We start from the raw sequence: 17,593 nt of genomic DNA, 5'->3' as shown, positions 1-17,593 counted from the left end.
GGATGAATACAGTTCATAAGTTGTTCGGCGCCAGCGTGCTGGCGCTGGCGATCAGCGGTTGTGCGGTCACCAGCGAGCCGATTGAGCGCAGTGTCAGTGAGCAGCGAGCCCGCAGCGACCTGCACGGTATGTACACGGATCAGGAGCCATTGAACGGCCCGTTGACACTGCACCAGGCCATGGCCCGGGCGGTTAAATACAACCTCGAAGGGCGCTTGAAGATCATGGAGGAGGCGCTGGCCAAGCGCCAACTCGACCTCGCCAGTTTCGACATGCTGCCGCGCATGGCGTTGTCCGCCGGTTACGCCGGGCGCAACAACACCAACGCCTCCAGCAGCCAGAGTGTTCGCACCGGCACCCAGTCCCTGGAACCGTCGACATCCCAGGACCGCGACCGTCGCGTGGCCGACCTGACCATGGTGTGGAACGTCCTCGACTTTGGCGTCAGCTACATCAGTGCCAAACAGCAAGGCGACCAACGCCTGATCGTCCAGGAGCGGCGCCGCAAGGTGATCAACACCATCGTCCAGGACGTGCGCTCGGCCTATTGGCGGGCGGTCGCGGCCGAACGCCTGCTGACCCAGATCGACAGCCTGATGGCGCGGGTCGACCAGGCCCAGAGCAACAGCCAAAGCATGAGCGAGCAGCGTATCGGCGACCCGATCCAGGCCCTGGGCTACCAGCGCTCGCTGATCGAAGCCACGCGCCAATTGCAGGAACAGCGCCGCGCGCTCTCCCTGGCCAAGACTGAACTGTCGACCCTGATCAACCTGCCCATGGGCACCGACCTCAAGCTGGCCACGCCGGACGACTACGCCGTGCCGCAGCTCAAGGTCAACTTCGCCAGCCTGGAACAGGAAGCCCTGGCCAACCGCCCTGAACTGCGCGAGCAGGACTACCAGACCCGCATCAGCGCCGCCGAAACCCGCAAGGCCATGCTGCGCCTGCTGCCGGGCCTGGAATTCTCGGCCGGTGGGCATTACGACAGCAACTCGTTCCTGGTGGACAACCGCTGGGCCGACTACGGCGCCAAGGTCACCTGGAACCTGTTCAACGTGCTCTCCGCCCCGGCCGCCATCGACGTCGCCAAGGCCGGCGAAGAAGTCGCCACCGCACGGCGCCAGGCCATGTCCATCGCGGTACTGGCGCAACTCTACGTCGCCAACGCGAACTTCCAGGACGCCGTGCGCCAGTTCAAGACCAACGAACAGCTGGCCGACATCGACGGGCAGATCCTCACCCAACTGCGCAACCGTCACCAAGCCGCAGGCCTGGGCGAACTGGACCTGATCCAGGGCGAACTCAACACCCTGCAAGCCGACCTGCGCCGCGACCTGGCCTACGCCGACCTGCGCAACGCCTACGGCCAGATCTTCGCCAGCGCCGGGCTCGACCCGTTGCCGGAGCAGGTCGATTCCGACCGCGTGCAGTCCATCGCCACCGCGCTGGCCGGCCGCGAATCGGCATGGGCCGCCGGCAACATCGCCGCCCCGGTGCCCCGTGCCGCCGTCAAGTAACCTGGTAGCACCGACCGCGAGCATCACGCGTGCCCAGCGTGAGGCTCGCAACGGTCATCGCGGCGTCGCGATCCTGCTGACCGGCCTGCCGGCGTCGGGTAAATCGACCCTGGCCCAAGGGCTGCAGGCGGCGTTGTTCGAACAAGGCCGACACAGCATCGTGCTCGACGGCGATGCCTTGCGCGGCGGCTTGAACAAAGACCTGGGGTTTGCCGACGGCGACCGCCTGGAAAACATCCGTCGCGCCGCCGAACTGGCGGCGTTGCTGGTGGACAACGGGCAAATCGTGATCCTGGCGCTGATCGCGCCGTTGGTCGAATTACGCGCGGTGCTCGCCGAACGCCTGGGCGCGGACTATCGGGAAGTGTGGTGCAACGCCGCACTGGACATCTGCGAACGCCGCGACCCCAAAGGCCACTACGCCCGCGCCCGACGCGGCGAACTGCCGGGGTTCACCGGCATCGGCTCACCCTACGAACCGCCGCCGCAAGCCGCCCTGGTCCTGGAGACCGGCCAGCTATCCGTGCAGCAATGCGTCGCACAACTGCAGGCCTGGTTGCAAACCCTGTAGCGCAAGCTCGCGCCTGCCGTGGGTGAGGGCTAGACTCGGATAAACCCACCTATCCGGAGCTCATCATGCAATCGCCTGAACACAGCTTGCCCTCCCTGTTCAAACAACTCGGCCTGGCCGACGACCCCGTCGGCATCGAGCAGTTCGTCACCGCGCACTCACCGCTCAAGGCGGACCTGAAACTGGCCGATGCGTTTTTCTGGACGGATAGCCAGAAAGCGTTTTTGCGTGAGGAAATTCTGGAGGATGCGGATTGGGCTGAAGTGGTGGATGAGTTGAACCTGATGTTGCGGCGTAATTGAGAGGTGTAAAAAAATCTTTGATGAAATGCCGTAATGTAAAAAAATTGGTGTGCGGTAAAAAAAACTGGGCTGTAAGCGGCCCAGTTAATTTTTTCTGGAAAGCTTCGCACCATGGCAATCGACCTGCGCGCTGGGGCGGGTGATACACGAGGTTGGGAAATTTCCTATCGACTAATAGGAAGTGGATGATGGTGGGCAGAGTGAGGAACCCTTATCAACAGGGGCTGACTCCTTATTCTGAACACAATATGAAACGACTGATCCCCCGCGCTGAAATTGAACAATATGACCTCACAAAAATCGAGAGTCCCTATTTTGCCGACAGCAAAGTAAGGGAGTTTTTCGTGCGCCTTATGCGTTGCAGGGACTGAGTGAACTTCTTGGTGAATGCAATATTTCCCCTGTTTGTTGTTCTGGGGAAAAAAGATCAAAGGACGCAGGAAAATGACGCGCAAGCATGTTTTTTGGTTTTGGGGAGCCATGGATGCCCTTTATCTGATTCGCTATGCAGTGGCCAGCGCAATAGAGGGAAGGATTCCTTATTTAAGTGATCTTGAAAGTGCGTTATGGGTGCTGCGTGATCATAGCGTTGTGCAGTTATACATGTTCGGCTTTGCCATGCTGCTGCAAGTTTCCATCGTGATCTCGTGCCTGCTGTTCTTTCTTGGACGTGAACAGGTGAGATGGGTTACTTACCTTCAAACACCCTTGCGATTGGCTTTTATTGTGCCTTCTGTTTCGCTGTTGCTAGTGGGTGCTCAGCTTGTTCCCAACTACAACGTGGTGTTAATGGCTGCGTTAGTTGTTGTATCCGAGGCAGTGAAAGTCTGGAGCGTCTGGCGGTGGAGCAAAAGGTGCTGATATTTTCCGGCAGAGCCACTTAGGAGACTGAGCGGTCAATAAGCCGGTTGCACAGCAATCCTGAAGCCGACACCGATCCAAATGTGGGAGGGGGCTTGCCCCCGATAGCGGCAGATCAGTCAATCGTGTATTGCCTTCACTCCGCTATCGGGGGCAAGCCCCCTCCCACATGGGTCATGCGGCGTTGTGGCTATCGTTGAAGATCCAACCCTCACACTGAAAGTCGCTTTACTTACCCACGCGCCGCCCGAATGGCAGGCCGCACAGCAATCCTGAAGCCGACACCGATCCAAATGTGGGAGGGGGCTTGCCCCCGATAGCGGCAGATCAGTCAACCGTGTATTGCCTTCACTCCGCTATCGGGGGCAAGCCCCCTCCCACATGGGTCATGCGGCGTTGTGGCTATCGTTGAAGATCCAACCCTCACACTGAAAGTCGCTTTACTTACCCACGCGCCGCCCGAATGGCAGGCCGCACAGCAATCCTGAAGCCGACACCGATCCAAATGTGGGAGGGGGCTTGCCCCCGATAGCGGCAGATCAGTCAATCGTGTATTGCCTTCACTCCGCTATCGGGGGCAAGCCCCCTCCCACATGGGTCATGCGGCGTTGCGGCTATCGTTGAAGATCCAACCTTCGTGCTGAAAGCCGCTTTACTTACCCACGCCACGCATCCGCTAAATTTGTTTCAAAACTTGACGCATCTAGCGCCATCCACCATATTGATAGTTAGCAAACTAACTGTATGCGAACGATCCAGTGCCCAAGACCCTCGAACAACTCCAGATGAACCTCAGCAGCAGCATGGTGGTGGGCGCCCGTAATTGGCGCAAAATCTGCCAGAACACGCTGGTGAGCTACGGTATTTCCGAAGCCTGCGCCGTGCCGTTGCTGATGATCGGCCGCCTGGGCGACGGGGTGCATCAAGTCAAAGTGGCCCAGGCTTCGGGGATGGAAAGCCCGTCGCTGGTGCGCCTGCTCGACCAACTGTGCAGCGGCGGCTATGTGTGCCGCAGCGAAGACACCCACGACCGCCGCGCCAAGGCCTTGAGCCTCACCGCGCGGGGCCGTGAGCTGGTACAGGCGGTGGAGGCGCAACTGGTGCGCCTGCGCCGCGACGTGCTGGCCGATATCGCGCCTGCGGACATGGAGGTTGCGCTGCGCGTGTTGCGCGCCTTTGAAGTCGCGCATCAATACCCTGTGGTTGCAGCATCTTGAGAGGATTTTTTACCGGCATGCCGCCGGCCAAGGACTGGTTCTACGGGGTACGCACGTTCGCGGCGTCGATGATCGCGTTGTACATCGCCATGCTCATGCAAATGCCGCGTCCGTACTGGGCGATGGCCACGGTGTACATCGTCTCCAGCCCGTTTGTCGGGCCGACCAGTTCCAAGGCGCTGTACCGTGCGATCGGCACCTTCATGGGCGCGGCGGCGGCGGTGGTGTTCGTGCCGATGTTTGTGCAATCGCCCTACCTGCTGGTGGTGGTGATTGCATTGTGGACGGGCACCCTGCTGTTTCTCTCCATGCATCTGCGCACCGCGAACAACTACGCCTTGATGCTGGCCGGCTACACCTTGCCGCTGATCGCCTTGCCGGTGGTGGATAACCCGCTGACGGTGTGGGACGTGGCTGAAGCGCGCACCGAGGAAATCTTTCTTGGCATCGCGGTGGCGGCGGTGGTCGGCGCAATGTTCTGGCCGCGGCGCCTGATGCCGGTGTTCGATGGCTCGGTGGCCAAGTGGTTTAGCGACGCCCAGGTCTACAGCCAGCGCTTTATGAGCCGCAACGTGGCGCGCGACGAAGTCAGCGCCTTGCGCGGTGGCATGGTCGCCACCTTCAACACGTTGGAATTGATGATCGGCCAGTTGCCCCACGAAGGCGCCCGGCCGCAGACGGTGCGCAACACCAAGGAACTGCGCGGGCGGATGATCCACCTGCTGCCGGTGGTGGATGCGCTCGACGATGCGCTATACGCCATCGAACACCGTGCGCCGGAGTTTCTCGAAACGCTCGCGCCGCTGTTGGAGGCCACGGATCAGTGGCTGCAAAGCACCTCCGAGTCGGCCCCGTTGGAACGCTGGCGCACCCTGCGTGACCAACTCGACGCGCTGCAACCGGCAGGCGAAGCGCTGGACGACCGCCACACGCTGCTGTTCTCCAACGCGCTGTATCGCCTGGGTGAGTGGATCGACCTGTGGCAAGACTGCCGCAGCCTGCAGGCCGCGATCCAATGCGAGAGCCAGGACACCTGGCGCGCCGTTTACCGCCACTGGCGCCTGGGCCGCCTGACGCCTTTTCTCGACCGTGGCCTGATGTTCTACTCGGCGTTTTCCACCGTCACTGCGATCATCGTCGCCTCGGTGCTGTGGATTCTGCTGGGCTGGACTGACGGCGGCAGCGCCGTGATCCTGGCAGCCGTCGCCTGCAGCTTCTTTGCGTCGATGGACGACCCGGCGCCGCAGATCTACCGGTTCTTTTTCTGGACCGCCATGTCGGTGCTGTTCGCCAGCCTGTATCTGTTCCTGGTGCTGCCCAACCTGCACGATTTCCCCATGCTGGTGCTGGCGTTCGCGGTGCCGTTTATCTGCATCGGCACACTCACGGTCCAACCGCGTTTCTACCTGGGCATGCTGCTGACGTTGGTGAACACCTCGTCGTTCATCAGCATCCAGGGCGCCTATGACGCCGACTTCCTCAACTTCGCCAACGTCAACCTGGCCGGGCCCGTGGGTCTGCTGTTTGCCTTTGTGTGGACGCTGATCGCGCGGCCCTTCGGTGCCGAGTTGGCCGCCAAGCGCCTGACCCGGTTCACCTGGCACGACATCGTCGGCCTGACCGAACCGGCGAACCTGGCCGAACAACGGTACCTGGCCGCGCAAATGCTCGATCGCTTGATGCAGCACCTGCCGCGCCTGGCCATCATCGGCCATGACACCGGCGTCGCCCTGCGCGATTTGCGCGTGGCGCTGAACCTGCTCGACCTGCTGGCCTACTCGCCACGGATCTACGGCGTACCGCGGGTGTTGCTCGGCCAAGTGGTGGAAGGCGTCGGCGCTTACTACAGGGCCTGCCTCAAGGCGGGCCGACGCTTGCCTTCGCCCAGCGGCCTGCTGATGACCCTCGACCGCACGCGCCGCGCCCTCAACGGCCAAGGCCTGCAAGACGAAGACGACACCCGCCTGCATCTGTTGCATGCCCTGGCGGGTCTGCGCCTGGCGCTGTTGCCCGGCGTGGAATTGATTGGCGGCACCGAGACCGAGGCGCCGCTGCCTGATGGAGCGCCTTTATGATCGGTGATCTGGATATCAGCGGGGTGTTCCTGCCCACGCTGCTGGTGCTGATGGGCATTGCGTACCTGTTGTTTCTGCTGGTGCATGGGTTGTTGACCCGTCTGCACTTTTATCGCCTGGTCTGGCACCGGGCATTGTTCAACGTGGGGCTCTACGCGCTGTTGCTGGGCGCGGTGGACTCACTCAGTCGATACCTGATGACATGAAAAAACCTTTTTTGACCATCGGCCGTGTCGTCCTGACGTTGTTGATCGTGAGCTTCGCGGTCGTCGTCGTATGGCGCATGGTCATGTACTACATGTTTGCGCCCTGGACCCGTGACGGCCACATCCGTGCCGATATCGTGCAGATCGCCCCGGACGTGTCTGGGCTGATCCAGCGCGTCGACGTGCGCGACAACCAACTGGTGAGCAAAGGCCAGGTGCTGTTCGCCGTCGACCAGGACCGCTTCAAGCTGGCCCTGCGCCAGGCCCAGGCCGCCGTGGCCGACCGCCAGGAAACCCTGGCCCAGGCCCAGCGCGAGTACAAGCGTAACCGTGGCCTGGGCAACCTGGTGCCGAGCGAGCAACTGGAAGAAAGCCAGTCCCGCGTCGCCCGTGCCCAGTCGGCCCTGGCCGAAGCGCAAGTGACGGTGGACTCGGCGCAACTCAACCTCGACCGTTCGGTGATCCGCAGCCCGGTGGACGGCTACGTCAACGACCGTGCGCCGCGCACGCAGGAGTTCGTCACCGCCGGGCGCCCGGTGCTGTCGGTGGTGGACAGCAACTCCTTCCATATCGACGGCTACTTCGAAGAGACCAAGCTCGACGGCATCCACGTCGGCATGGGCGTCGATATCCGTGTGATTGGCGACGGCGCCCGGCTGCACGGCCATGTGCAGAGCATCGTCGCCGGTATCGAGGACCGTGACCGCAGCAGCGGCGCCAACCTGCTGCCCAACGTCAACCCGGCGTTCAGCTGGGTGCGCCTGGCCCAGCGGATTCCGGTGCGTATCGCGTTTGACGAGGTGCCGGCGGACTTTCGCATGATCGCCGGGCGCACCGCGACGGTGTCGATCATCGGCGACAAGCCCAAGGACGGAGCCCAGCCATGAAGCAGATTTTGGCAACCGCGGCGCTGGGTGTGCTGTTGTCAGCCTGCCAGGTGGTCGGCCCGGATTATCGACTGCCGGACAAGGCCGCCATGAACCGTGGCGACCTGCAAGGGCAACTGGCGGGCGAGGGCGCCAACGTGGTCTCGGCGCCGGTGCCGGCGGACTGGTGGAAGCTGTACAACGACCCGCGCCTGGATGAACTGGTGCGCCAGGCCATGGCTTCCAACACCGACCTGCGCGTCGCCGCCGCCAACTTGCAGCGGGCGCGCTATCAGGTGCAGGAGGCTGAATCCGTCGGCGGCTGGAGCGCCGGCGCCAAGGCCGAAGCCCAGCGCCTGCAAGAGTCCGGCGAAGCGTTTTTACTCTCGGAAAAAGTCCCGGTGGGCGACATCGGCAGCGTGGGGATCACCACCTCGTATCAATTCGATCTGTTCGGCACCTTGCAGCGCGGCATCGAAAGCGCCCAGGCCAGCGCCGACGCAACCCAGGCCGCGGCCGATATTGCGCGGATCACCCTGGTCGCCGATGTGGTGCGTTCGTACACGCAAGTCTGCGCGGCCAACGAAGAGCTGGCGATCGCCAACGAATCCCTCGACCTGCAAGCCCAGAGCACGACGTTGACCCAGCGCCTGCGCGACGCCGGGCGCGGCGATGAAACCCAGGTCACCCGCTCGCAGACCCAGTACAAATCCTTGCGCGCCGACATGCCGCGCTACGAAGCTGCGCGCCAGGCCGGGCTGTTTCGCCTGTCGATGCTGCTGGCCAAGCCGGTGGCGCAACTGCCGGCGGGCACCGGCACGTGCGCCGAACTCCCGCACATCGCCCAACTGCTGCCGGTGGGCGATGGCGCAACGCTGCTCAAGCGTCGCCCCGATGTGCGCCAGGCGGAACGCCAACTGGCCGCGGCCACTGCGCGCATCGGCGTGGCCACGGGCGCGCTGTACCCGGACATCAGCATCGGCGCCTCGGTCAGCACGGTCGGGTTGCTCGAAAATCTCGGCACGCCGGCCACCAACCGCTGGGGCTTTGGCCCGATGATCAGTTGGACCGTGCCGACCAACGGCGCCCGCGCGCGCATCCACGAAGCCGAAGCGGCGACCCAGGGCGCCCTCGCGCACTTCGACGGGGTGGTGCTCAACGCCATCCGCGAAACCCAGACCGGCCTGGCGCAGTACACCGCGCAGTTACAGCGCCGCGATGCCCTGGCCGAAGCCGACGCATCGGCCAAGGAAGCCGCAGACCAGACCCACCGCTTCTTCCAGGCCGGCCGCGCATCGTTCCTCGCCGACCTGCAAGCCACGCGCACCTACACCGATGTGCGCGCGCAACTGGCGGCGGCCAACACCCAGGTTGCCATGAGCCAGATCGATCTGTTCCTGGCCCTGGGCGGCGGCTGGGAAAGCGGACGAACGCAAGCCTCACAGCCCGGCAAACCCTGAGCAGCTAGCTATGCTTTGACAAGCGGGCCGCCATGCTTTTTGACCGGCAGAGGGCCCGCCTGACACAGCTCGCGTTTGCTCATGGGGATTCCAATAATGAAAAACCCTTATGCTCCCGCTTTCTGGTGCGTGTGCTTCGCACTGGTGTTGTTATCGGCGGCCTACTTCTACGGTGTCATGCTCGCTCACCGAATCGACACGGCCATGGTGTTTCTCGACAGCGCCTGCCTGGTGATCGGCACCTTGTCCATCGGCGTCGTCGCCTGGGCGTCCTATCAAAACCAAAAGGTGAAGAAAAAACTCCTCGAACAAGGCAAGACCCGCGTCGCGATCTGGGACACCAAGGTCGCCCTGCGCCGGGTCGAAACCGTGTTCGACCGCTATTTCTGGGGCAGCTATTGGCAGCCCGGGCGCACCTTCCAGGAAGTCATGGGCGACCTGACCGGCACGCCCCTGGAAAAAAGCCTCGAGACCCTGAAAAAACAATGCGTGCTGCTGGATCGGCAGGTCGCCGACGGTAGGCATTGGCTGAATAATGCGCGGGAATTGTCCGATGTGGCCACGCAGATGGCCCGCGAGCGCTACCAACTGGACTTCTGCGACCCCAAGGTCGATACCCCCGGTAATGCCGTGATACACCGTGAATTCGAGGTGTTGGTGTACACCTGGACCGCCCGGTTGAAGAGTTTCGACCACCAGTTGGACGAGATCGAAACGGAATATTCCTGAACTTGCGTGGAACTGATCCCTCTGAAAGTCTGGGCCGTTCGCGGCCGCCAGTGCTAATCTTCCCCCCGTTTTTCGGCGGGCTTGAGCCAACCTCACTCGGGGTTCAAGGAAGACAGCCCACTTCTCACAGGATTTGATCAGGTCACCTCATGAATAAGCCAGCAGTCGTTCTTTTGGGTTTTGTTGTCGCCGTTGGCGTCGTCAGTGCAGGCGGCGCCTGGTACACCGGTAAGCAACTGGAACCGGTGCTGCAAACCGCGATCCAGAACGCCAACAAGGAACTGAAGACCTCCATGGCCGGCGTCGACGGCACGATGGCCCTTGAGCTGGTGTCCCTGGAGCGTGGCGTGTTCAGCAGCACCGCCCATTACCGCCTGAAAGCACAAGGTGCGGTCTTCGGCGAAGACAACCCGAACCCTGAATTGCTGTTCGTCGACCATATCGAACACGGCCCGCTGCCGTTGTCGCGCCTGGTCACGCTGAAATGGCTGCCGGTCATGGCCACCAGTCACTATGAGTTGGAAAAGAACGCCACCACCGAGAAGTGGTTTGCCGCCGCCAAAGACGTGTCGCCGCTCAAGGGCGTGGCCAACATCGGCTACAGCCTCTCGGTCAACGGCAACGTCGAATTGCTGCCCCTGGCGTTCAAGGACGACAAGTCGTCGGTGAGCTTCTCCGGTGCCAACCTGAACTTCGACAGCAGCGCCGAAGGCAAGAAGGTCAAGGCCGACGGTTACATGAACAGCCTCAAGGTCGCCGTCGTCGACGCCAATGGCTCGCCGTTCGAAGCCGAACTGGCCGGGCTGACAGTGGCCAGCAACCTGGAAAAATCCACGTTCGGTTTCTACACCGGGCAGAACACCGTGGAACTGACCGACACCAAGCTCACCATGGGCCCGCAGAAGGCCGTGCTGACCCTCAAGGGCTTCGAGCAGAAAGACACCAGCGACACCAAGGACAACAACCTGGCCGGGCGCGTCGATTACAAGATCGACGAGATCGGTTACCAGGGCAAACCCGTGGGTTCGGCCGCCATGGCCCTGAGCATGAAGAACGTCGACGTGCCGTCGATGCTGGTGCTGACCAAGCTCTATCAGGACAAGATGGCACCCGTGCAGGCCGCCGCTGCCGCCGGTGAACCGGTACCCGAGCTGCAACTGAGCGACGCCGAGCAGGCCCTGGCCGATACCAACGTCAACCAACTGCTGGCCGCCAAGCCGCAAGTGGCGGTGGAAAACCTGTCGCTGAAAACCACCCGTGGCGAAAGCAAATTCAGCCTGGTCGTGGACCTGGCCAAGCCAAGCAGCATGGAACTGCCACCGCTGGAGCTGGGCAAGCAGATCATCGCATTGCTCGATGCCAACCTGAGCCTGTCCAAGCCGATGATCGCCGACGTTGCCGCCCTGCAAGCGCAGCTCGGTGGTGTGACCGACCCTGAAGCCATCGAGCAGCAATCCCAGATGGCCAGCGAGATGATCAGCGGCATGGCCGTCGGTACGCAACTGGCGACCCTGGTCGGCAGCGACGTGGTGTCCAAGCTGCACTACGCCAACAACGAAGTGACGTTCAACGGCCAGAAGATGACGGTTGAGCAATTCCTCTCCTTCGTCATGTCCAAAGTCGGTGCGATGGGCGGCGCGCAGTAAAAATATTCTGCACCGGTCAGAAATAAAAAAAGCGGGGGCGGGTTTGCGGGTGAAACGGGTCAAATAGTCGCCATGGCGATTGGCTGAAGCCCCGTTATCTTCGGTAAGTCCGTCGCCACATTGATTTTTTTCAGGATGTCGGGCAATTCTGAACAATTGTTCTGAATTGGACTTTTTCCTATTTTCTTGAGGGATAGTTCCCACAGGAAAGCTAGGCCGGGTCCCGAGACGCCGGCACCCTGCAGCAAATTGCTCAGGACCACCTATCGTTACAGCTTTCCGTGTGTAAGGAAGCTCGCGATATGTTGCCAAACCCTCCACTCAGTGCATCAGGCCGGTTGCGACTGCTCATCGGGGTCGCCTTGTGCAGTCAGTTGCTGATGCCCACCTTCGCCGTGGCCGACCCGGCCTATGACGCCCTGATCATCCAGGCGCGCAACGGCAACTTCACCCCCGCGCTGACCCAACTGCGCCAGTTGCCTGCCGAACGGCAGACAGCGGGCCAGGTCAGCGACCATCTGGTGATCGCCGGGTGGGCCGGCCAGGACGCCGAAGTACTGAAGGTGTACGAGGCCCAGGGCCAGAATCGCAACCTCACGCCCCAGGCGCTCGCCACGGTGGCGCGCACCTATCGCAACCAACAGCAGTGGGCCAAGGCCGAGGCGGTGTATCGCCAGGCGTTGCTGCGTGAACCGAACAATACCGACCTGCAACTCGGCCTGGCGTTGACCCAGGCCGACGGCGGCCAAGCCAGCGAGGCCGTGCAGCGCACCCGCGCAATGGTCGCGGCCAAGCCCGACGACCCCAGCCGGCGCATGGCCCTGGGCTACGCGTTGACTCGCGCCGACTTGAACTACGATGCCCTGTTCGAGTTCGACCAAGCGTTTATCCGCGCCGGCGACAAGCCTGAAGTGGCCCGCGAATACATCGTCGCCCTGCAAAAGGCCCGACTGCCGGAGCCGGCGTTGCGTCTGGCGGCCCAGCGCCCGGGCTTGGTGGACGCCGTCACCCAGCGCCGCCTCGAAGGCGACCTGGCCGCCGAGCGGGTACGCATGGCCGAGTTCGCTACGCGCACCGAAAAAGAACGCTTTGTCATCGCTGACCGCGCGCTCGAAGCCTACGACAAACTGCTCACCCGCTGGACCCCGGACGCCAGCGCCCAAGACGACGTGGTGGTCTGGCGCATCGACCGCCTCGGCGCGCTCAAGGCGCGGGGCCGCACCGCCGAGGTGATCAGCGAATACGAAATCCTCAAGGCCGAAGGCGTGCAACTGCCGACCTACGCCGTGCGCTGGGTGGCTGCCGCCTACCTCGACCAGCGCCAGCCGGAAAAGTCTGTGCCGCTGTATCGCCAGGCGGTGACGGCTGCAGACGCTGACCCCGGTGATCATGTTAAAGACAGCTCGGCCTTGTTCTACGCCTTGTTGGAAAGCGACCAGGTGCCAGAGGCGCGCGCGGTCGCCAATAACCTGGCCAGCACCGAGAAACCTAGGGTTGAACTCAAGGGGCTGCCCATCGGCAACCCTAACGACGAGTGGATGGACGCCCAACAGTTGGCGGCTCAGGCCGGAACCTACGGCGATGACCTGAACGCCAGTGAAAAAAACCTCGAAGACCTGGGGAATAAAGCCCCAGGCAGCATCGGTGTGCGTTTGGCGCAGGCGGAGATGTACCGTGCCCGTGAGTGGCCAAGACGCGCTGAAGACTCACTCAAGGAAACGGAAAACCAAAGCCCGCGTGACGTTGGCGTGGAGATGTCTCAAGGCTTCACTGCGCTGGACCTGCAGGAGTGGCGCCAACTCGACCTGCTCACCGACGACGTCGTCGCCCGCGCCCCGGAAAACCGTCAGGTACAGCGCCTCAGTCGCCTGCGCGATGTACACGACATGGCCGAAGTGCGCGTGGAGGCCTACACCGGTAAAAGCTACGGTGGCAGCAATGACGCAGAATCCGGCGCGATAACGGGTAGCCGTGACTGGGGCATTGAAAGCGTGATCTATACCCCGCCCATCGACGAAGACTGGCGCTTGTTCGCCGGCGCCGGTTACGCCACCGCCGACTTTACCGAAGGCACTGGCCATCACCGTTGGCAGCGCGTGGGCGTGGAACGGCGTACCCGTGACATGACCCTTGAAGCCGAGGTCTCCAACCACTCCTACGGCTTTGGCTCCAAGCAAGGCGCGCGCGTATCGATTGCCCGCGACATCAACGACCACTGGCAATACGGCGGCAGCCTCGACTACCTCGCGGCGACCACGCCGTTGCGGGCGCTCAATACCGACGTCACGGCCAACGGCGGCAGCGGGTTCATCCGCTGGCGTGCCAATGAAAGCCGCGAGTGGAAACTCGCCGTGAGCCCGTCCCATTTCAGCGACGGCAATGACCGCCTCGAAGCCATGCTCACCGGCCGTGAAGGCGTCTACAGCTCGCCCAAGGTGCAAGTGGAGTTGGGCCTGGAAGTCAGTGCCAGCCGTAACAGCAAAGAAGACACGCTGTACTTCAACCCGAAGTCGGACGTCGGCGTGATGCCCACCGTCACCGTCAACCATGTGCTCTATCACCGCTACGAGACCCAGTGGAGTCAGCAGTTCCAGCTCGGTGCGGGGGCTTACCGTCAGCAGGATTACTCCACGGGCGGTGTCGGCTTGATCGGCTACGGCCAACGCTTTCGCTGGAACGACGTGCTGGAAGCCGGCGCCAACCTGAGCCTGGTCAGCCGAACTTACGACGGTGATCGCGAACGCGATCTGCGCCTGCTCGTCGACCTCACTTACCGTTTCTAGAAGAGCCTGACCATGACCCTCCTCAGCCGTTGCTTGTTGGTCCTGGGTGTATTGCTGGCCGCCGCCTGCGCCCAGCAACCCGCGCCATTCACTCCACCCGCCGAGCGCCAGATACTGGCCAACGAAGCGCCGTGGCCGAAAAACCATTTCCTGGGCATCGCCTACCACGACGTCAATGATTCCGACCCCGACCAGGCGGTGGTGGCGGTACGCACCGAGCGTTTGATCGAGCAGTTGGCCTGGCTGCGGGAGAACGGTTATCAGGCGGTCAGCGTGGACCAAGTCCTCGCCGCCCGCCGGGGTGGGCCGCCGCTGCCGCCCAAAGCCGTCATGCTCAGTTTCGACGACGGTTATTCCAGTTTCTACACCCGCGTGATGCCGATTCTGCGCGCTTACAACTGGCCGGCATTGCTGGCGCCGGTGGGCACCTGGATCGATACGCCGTTGACTCAGCCGGTGGACTTCGCGGGGACGCCACGGCCACGCGGAGACTTCCTGACCTGGCAGCAGATCCGGGAAGTGTCCCGATCCGGCCTGGTGGAAATCGCCGCGCACACCGACGCCAGTCACAAGGGCATCCTGGCTAACCCCCAGGGCAACCTGGAGCCGGCTGCCACCACGCGGCGCTTTGATCCAGCGACCAATCGCTACGAAACCGAGGCGCAGTTCCGGGAGCGGATGCGTGCTGATGTGGTCGCGATATCAGACAAGATCCGTGCGGTTACCGGCAAGGCCCCGCGGGTTTGGGTATGGCCTTATGGTGCAGCCGACGGCACCTCGCTCGCGGTCGTGAGTGAACACGGTTACGAGATGGCGCTGACCCTGGACGACGGCCTCGACGACTCGAAAAAGCTGATGAGCAGCCCGCGCTTTTTGGTGGACTCCGATCCGGACGGCGAGCACTTCGCCAGCAGCATGGTCTCAGTGCAGGCCAAGGCCCCACTGCGCGTGCTGCATGTGGACTTGGACCATGTCTACGACCCCGACCCGGCGCAACAGGCGCGTAACCTCGATGTGTTGGTACAGCGCGTGGTGGATATGGGCTCCGTGACGGTATTCCTGCAAGCCTACGCCGACCCCAAGGGCGACGGCCTGGTGCATTCGCTGTACTTCCCCAATCGCCACCTGCCGATGCGTGCCGACTTGTTCAACCGTGTCGCCTGGCAGTTGCACACCCGTGCCCGCGCCAGCGTGTTTGCGTGGATGCCGGTGCTGAGTTACGCCCTCGATTCCAAACTGCCGCGCGTGACACGTTGGGACCCGGAAACCGGCAAGGTCGGCCCCGATCCGGATCAATACCAGCGCTTGTCGCCGTTTGATCCGAAGGTGCGGCAGATGATCGGCGAGATTTATCAAGACCTGGCGAGCGGCAGCAACAGTGCCGTCGATGGTGTGCTGTATCACGATGATGCGCTGCTCAGCGATTTTGAAGACGCCAGCCCCGCAGCGCTCAAGGTCTACGCCGCCAACGGCCTGCCGAACAGCATCGCCGCCCTGCGCGCCGACCCGGCAGTGATGCAACGCTGGACCCGTTTCAAGAGTCGCTACCTGATCGACTTCACCAACGAGTTGACCGCCAAGTTCCGTGCTATCCGTGGCCCGCAGGTCCTGACCGCACGCAATATCTTCGCCGAGCCGATGCTCAACCCGCAGAGCGAAGCGTGGTTCGCGCAGAACCTCGACGACTTCCTCCAGACCTATGACTGGACTGCGCCGATGGCCATGCCGCTGATGGAAGGCGAGACACTCAAGAATTCCAACGCCTGGTTGGAAAAACTGGTCGCCACGGTCAAGGCACGCCCTGGTGCGCTGGAACGTACCGTATTCGAACTGCAAGCCAAAGACTGGCGGACCAAGGCCGCGCCCGATATCAGCGCTGAGCAACTGGCGGAATGGATGGATGTACTCAAACGCCAGGGGGTCACGAGTTTTGGCTACTACCCGGACAACTTCCTGGAAAATTCCCCGGACTTGAAAACCGTGCGTCCGGCCCTTTCCAACCAATGGAACCCTTGACCATGTTCGATAGAATCCTGGCTTTATTCGTACTGGCGTTGGTATTGGGCGTGCCCCTGGGCTTGATCTTCCTGATCACCGGGCAATTCCTGATGGACTTCGTGTTCTTCTACCCGCTGTTCATGTCGGCGCTGTGGATCGCCGGCGGCCTGTACTTCTGGCTGCACTGGGAGCGCCACTGGCCGTGGGAAGAAGACACGCCGGCGCCGACCCTGGCCGGCAACCCGCTGATCTCGATCATCATCCCTTGCTACAACGAAGGCGATAACGCCGCCGAGACCATTCATGCGGCGCTGGGCCAGGTGTACCCGAACATTGAAGTGATCGCCGTCAACGATGGCTCCAAGGACAACACGGCAGCGGTGCTCGATGCCTTGGCCTTGGAGCATCCGCGCCTGCGGGTGCTGCACCTGGCGCAGAACCAGGGCAAGGCCGTGGCCTTGCGCATGGGCGCCGTGGCGGCGCGCAGCGAGTACCTGGTGTGCATCGACGGCGATGCGCTGCTCGACAAAAACGCGGCGGCCTACCTGGTGGCGCCGATGCTCGACAACCCGCGCCTGGGCGCCGTGACCGGCAACCCACGCATCCGCACGCGCTCGACCTTGATCGGCCGCGTGCAGGTCGGCGAGTTCTCCTCGATCATCGGCTTGATCAAGCGCACCCAACGCGTGTTCGGGCGGATCTTCACGGTGTCCGGTGTGGTGGTGGCGTTCCGTAAAAAGGCGCTCGACCGCGTCGACTACTGGAGCACCGACATGATCACCGAAGACATCGATGTCAGTTGGAAGCTGCAACTCGATCACTGGAGCATCTTCTACGAGCCGCGCGGCCTGTGCTGGATTCTCATGCCCGAAACCGTCGGTGGCCTGTGGAAACAGCGCCTGCGCTGGGCCCAGGGTGGCGCCGAAGTGCTGTTCAAGAACATCCGAGGCATCTGGCAATGGCGGCATCGCTACCTGTGGCCGTTGCTGTTCGAATACTGCCTGTCCACCGGCTGGGCCTTCACCTTCCTGTTGTCGGTGATCTTCTGGGGGGTGGGCAAATTCATGGTCTTGCCCCAAGCGATTGCGGTGGACTCCCTGGTGCCGCCGGCGTTTACCGGGCTGGTGCTGGCGATGGTGTGCCTGGTGCAGTTTGCCGTGAGCATCCTGATCGACCGGCGCTACGAAAAAGACCTGTGGAAAACCCTGTTCTGGACCGTGTGGTACCCGATGGTGTTCTGGCTGATCAGCTTGTTCACCACGCTGGTTAGTTTTCCCAAGGTGTTGTTCAAACAGCATCAGAAGCGCGCACGCTGGGTCAGCCCGGATCGCGGTATCAAACCTGCCAATGAGGACGTGTGAT

The 17,593-nt window shown here is 62.5% G+C and carries 14 protein-coding genes; all 14 read left to right on the top strand.

Features of this window, described 5'->3' with window-relative positions; all coding sequences use genetic code 11:
• The first annotated feature begins 2 nt into the window (after window positions 1-2).
• Window positions 3-1,517 (top strand): TolC family protein, encoded by a 1,515-nt coding sequence (locus tag ACVWZP_RS19845; protein WP_108526153.1) that lies wholly within the window; start codon window positions 3-5, stop codon window positions 1,515-1,517.
• Window positions 1,501-2,088, top strand: a complete 588-nt coding sequence (gene cysC, locus ACVWZP_RS19840) for an adenylyl-sulfate kinase (RefSeq protein ID WP_046385115.1) — start codon at window positions 1,501-1,503, stop codon at window positions 2,086-2,088. The genes ACVWZP_RS19845 and cysC overlap by 17 nt, the downstream gene beginning before the upstream one ends.
• A gap of 65 nt (window positions 2,089-2,153) precedes the next feature.
• A complete protein-coding gene (locus ACVWZP_RS19835; protein ID WP_108526155.1) occupies window positions 2,154-2,390 on the top strand; it encodes a DUF2789 domain-containing protein in 237 nt (78 codons plus the stop codon).
• A 444-nt stretch (window positions 2,391-2,834) separates the two neighbouring features.
• Window positions 2,835-3,251, top strand: a complete 417-nt coding sequence (locus ACVWZP_RS19830; RefSeq protein ID WP_126587694.1) for a hypothetical protein — start codon at window positions 2,835-2,837, stop codon at window positions 3,249-3,251.
• Between the two features lie 785 nt (window positions 3,252-4,036).
• The gene (locus ACVWZP_RS19825) at window positions 4,037-4,468 is read left to right on the top strand and encodes a MarR family winged helix-turn-helix transcriptional regulator (protein WP_017845527.1); all 432 of its coding nucleotides are present in this window, start codon (window positions 4,037-4,039) and stop codon (window positions 4,466-4,468) included.
• On the top strand, window positions 4,465-6,543 hold the full coding sequence (locus tag ACVWZP_RS19820; protein WP_457370080.1) for an FUSC family protein: 2,079 nt from the start codon (window positions 4,465-4,467) through the stop codon (window positions 6,541-6,543). The genes ACVWZP_RS19825 and ACVWZP_RS19820 overlap by 4 nt, the downstream gene beginning before the upstream one ends.
• Entirely contained in the window at window positions 6,540-6,749 is a 210-nt protein-coding gene (locus tag ACVWZP_RS19815) for a DUF1656 domain-containing protein (protein ID WP_256823581.1), read from the top strand. The genes ACVWZP_RS19820 and ACVWZP_RS19815 overlap by 4 nt, the downstream gene beginning before the upstream one ends.
• A complete protein-coding gene (locus tag ACVWZP_RS19810) occupies window positions 6,746-7,636 on the top strand; it encodes an efflux RND transporter periplasmic adaptor subunit (protein ID WP_017845524.1) in 891 nt (296 codons plus the stop codon). The genes ACVWZP_RS19815 and ACVWZP_RS19810 overlap by 4 nt, the downstream gene beginning before the upstream one ends.
• Window positions 7,633-9,075, top strand: coding sequence for an efflux transporter outer membrane subunit (locus tag ACVWZP_RS19805; RefSeq protein WP_457370079.1), 1,443 nt, complete (start codon window positions 7,633-7,635; stop codon window positions 9,073-9,075). The genes ACVWZP_RS19810 and ACVWZP_RS19805 overlap by 4 nt, the downstream gene beginning before the upstream one ends.
• Window positions 9,076-9,171: 96 nt before the next feature.
• Window positions 9,172-9,804, top strand: a complete 633-nt coding sequence (locus ACVWZP_RS19800; RefSeq protein WP_026139839.1) for a hypothetical protein — start codon at window positions 9,172-9,174, stop codon at window positions 9,802-9,804.
• Window positions 9,805-9,953: 149 nt separating this feature from the next.
• Entirely contained in the window at window positions 9,954-11,450 is a 1,497-nt protein-coding gene (locus ACVWZP_RS19795; protein ID WP_079442589.1) for a YdgA family protein, read from the top strand.
• 302 nt (window positions 11,451-11,752) lie between these two features.
• Window positions 11,753-14,233, top strand: coding sequence for a poly-beta-1,6 N-acetyl-D-glucosamine export porin PgaA (pgaA, locus tag ACVWZP_RS19790; RefSeq protein ID WP_457370078.1), 2,481 nt, complete (start codon window positions 11,753-11,755; stop codon window positions 14,231-14,233).
• Window positions 14,234-14,245: 12 nt separating this feature from the next.
• Entirely contained in the window at window positions 14,246-16,249 is a 2,004-nt protein-coding gene (gene pgaB, locus ACVWZP_RS19785; RefSeq protein ID WP_017845519.1) for a poly-beta-1,6-N-acetyl-D-glucosamine N-deacetylase PgaB, read from the top strand.
• A 2-nt stretch (window positions 16,250-16,251) separates the two neighbouring features.
• Window positions 16,252-17,592, top strand: a complete 1,341-nt coding sequence (gene pgaC / locus ACVWZP_RS19780) for a poly-beta-1,6-N-acetyl-D-glucosamine synthase (RefSeq protein ID WP_017845518.1) — start codon at window positions 16,252-16,254, stop codon at window positions 17,590-17,592.
• The last annotated feature ends 1 nt before the right edge of the window (window position 17,593 follow it).

This window comes from Pseudomonas sp. TE36184 (assembly GCF_054060055.1).
The sequence above is the reverse complement of the archived record's forward strand: the minus strand, read 5'-3'. Positions and strand labels throughout refer to the sequence as shown.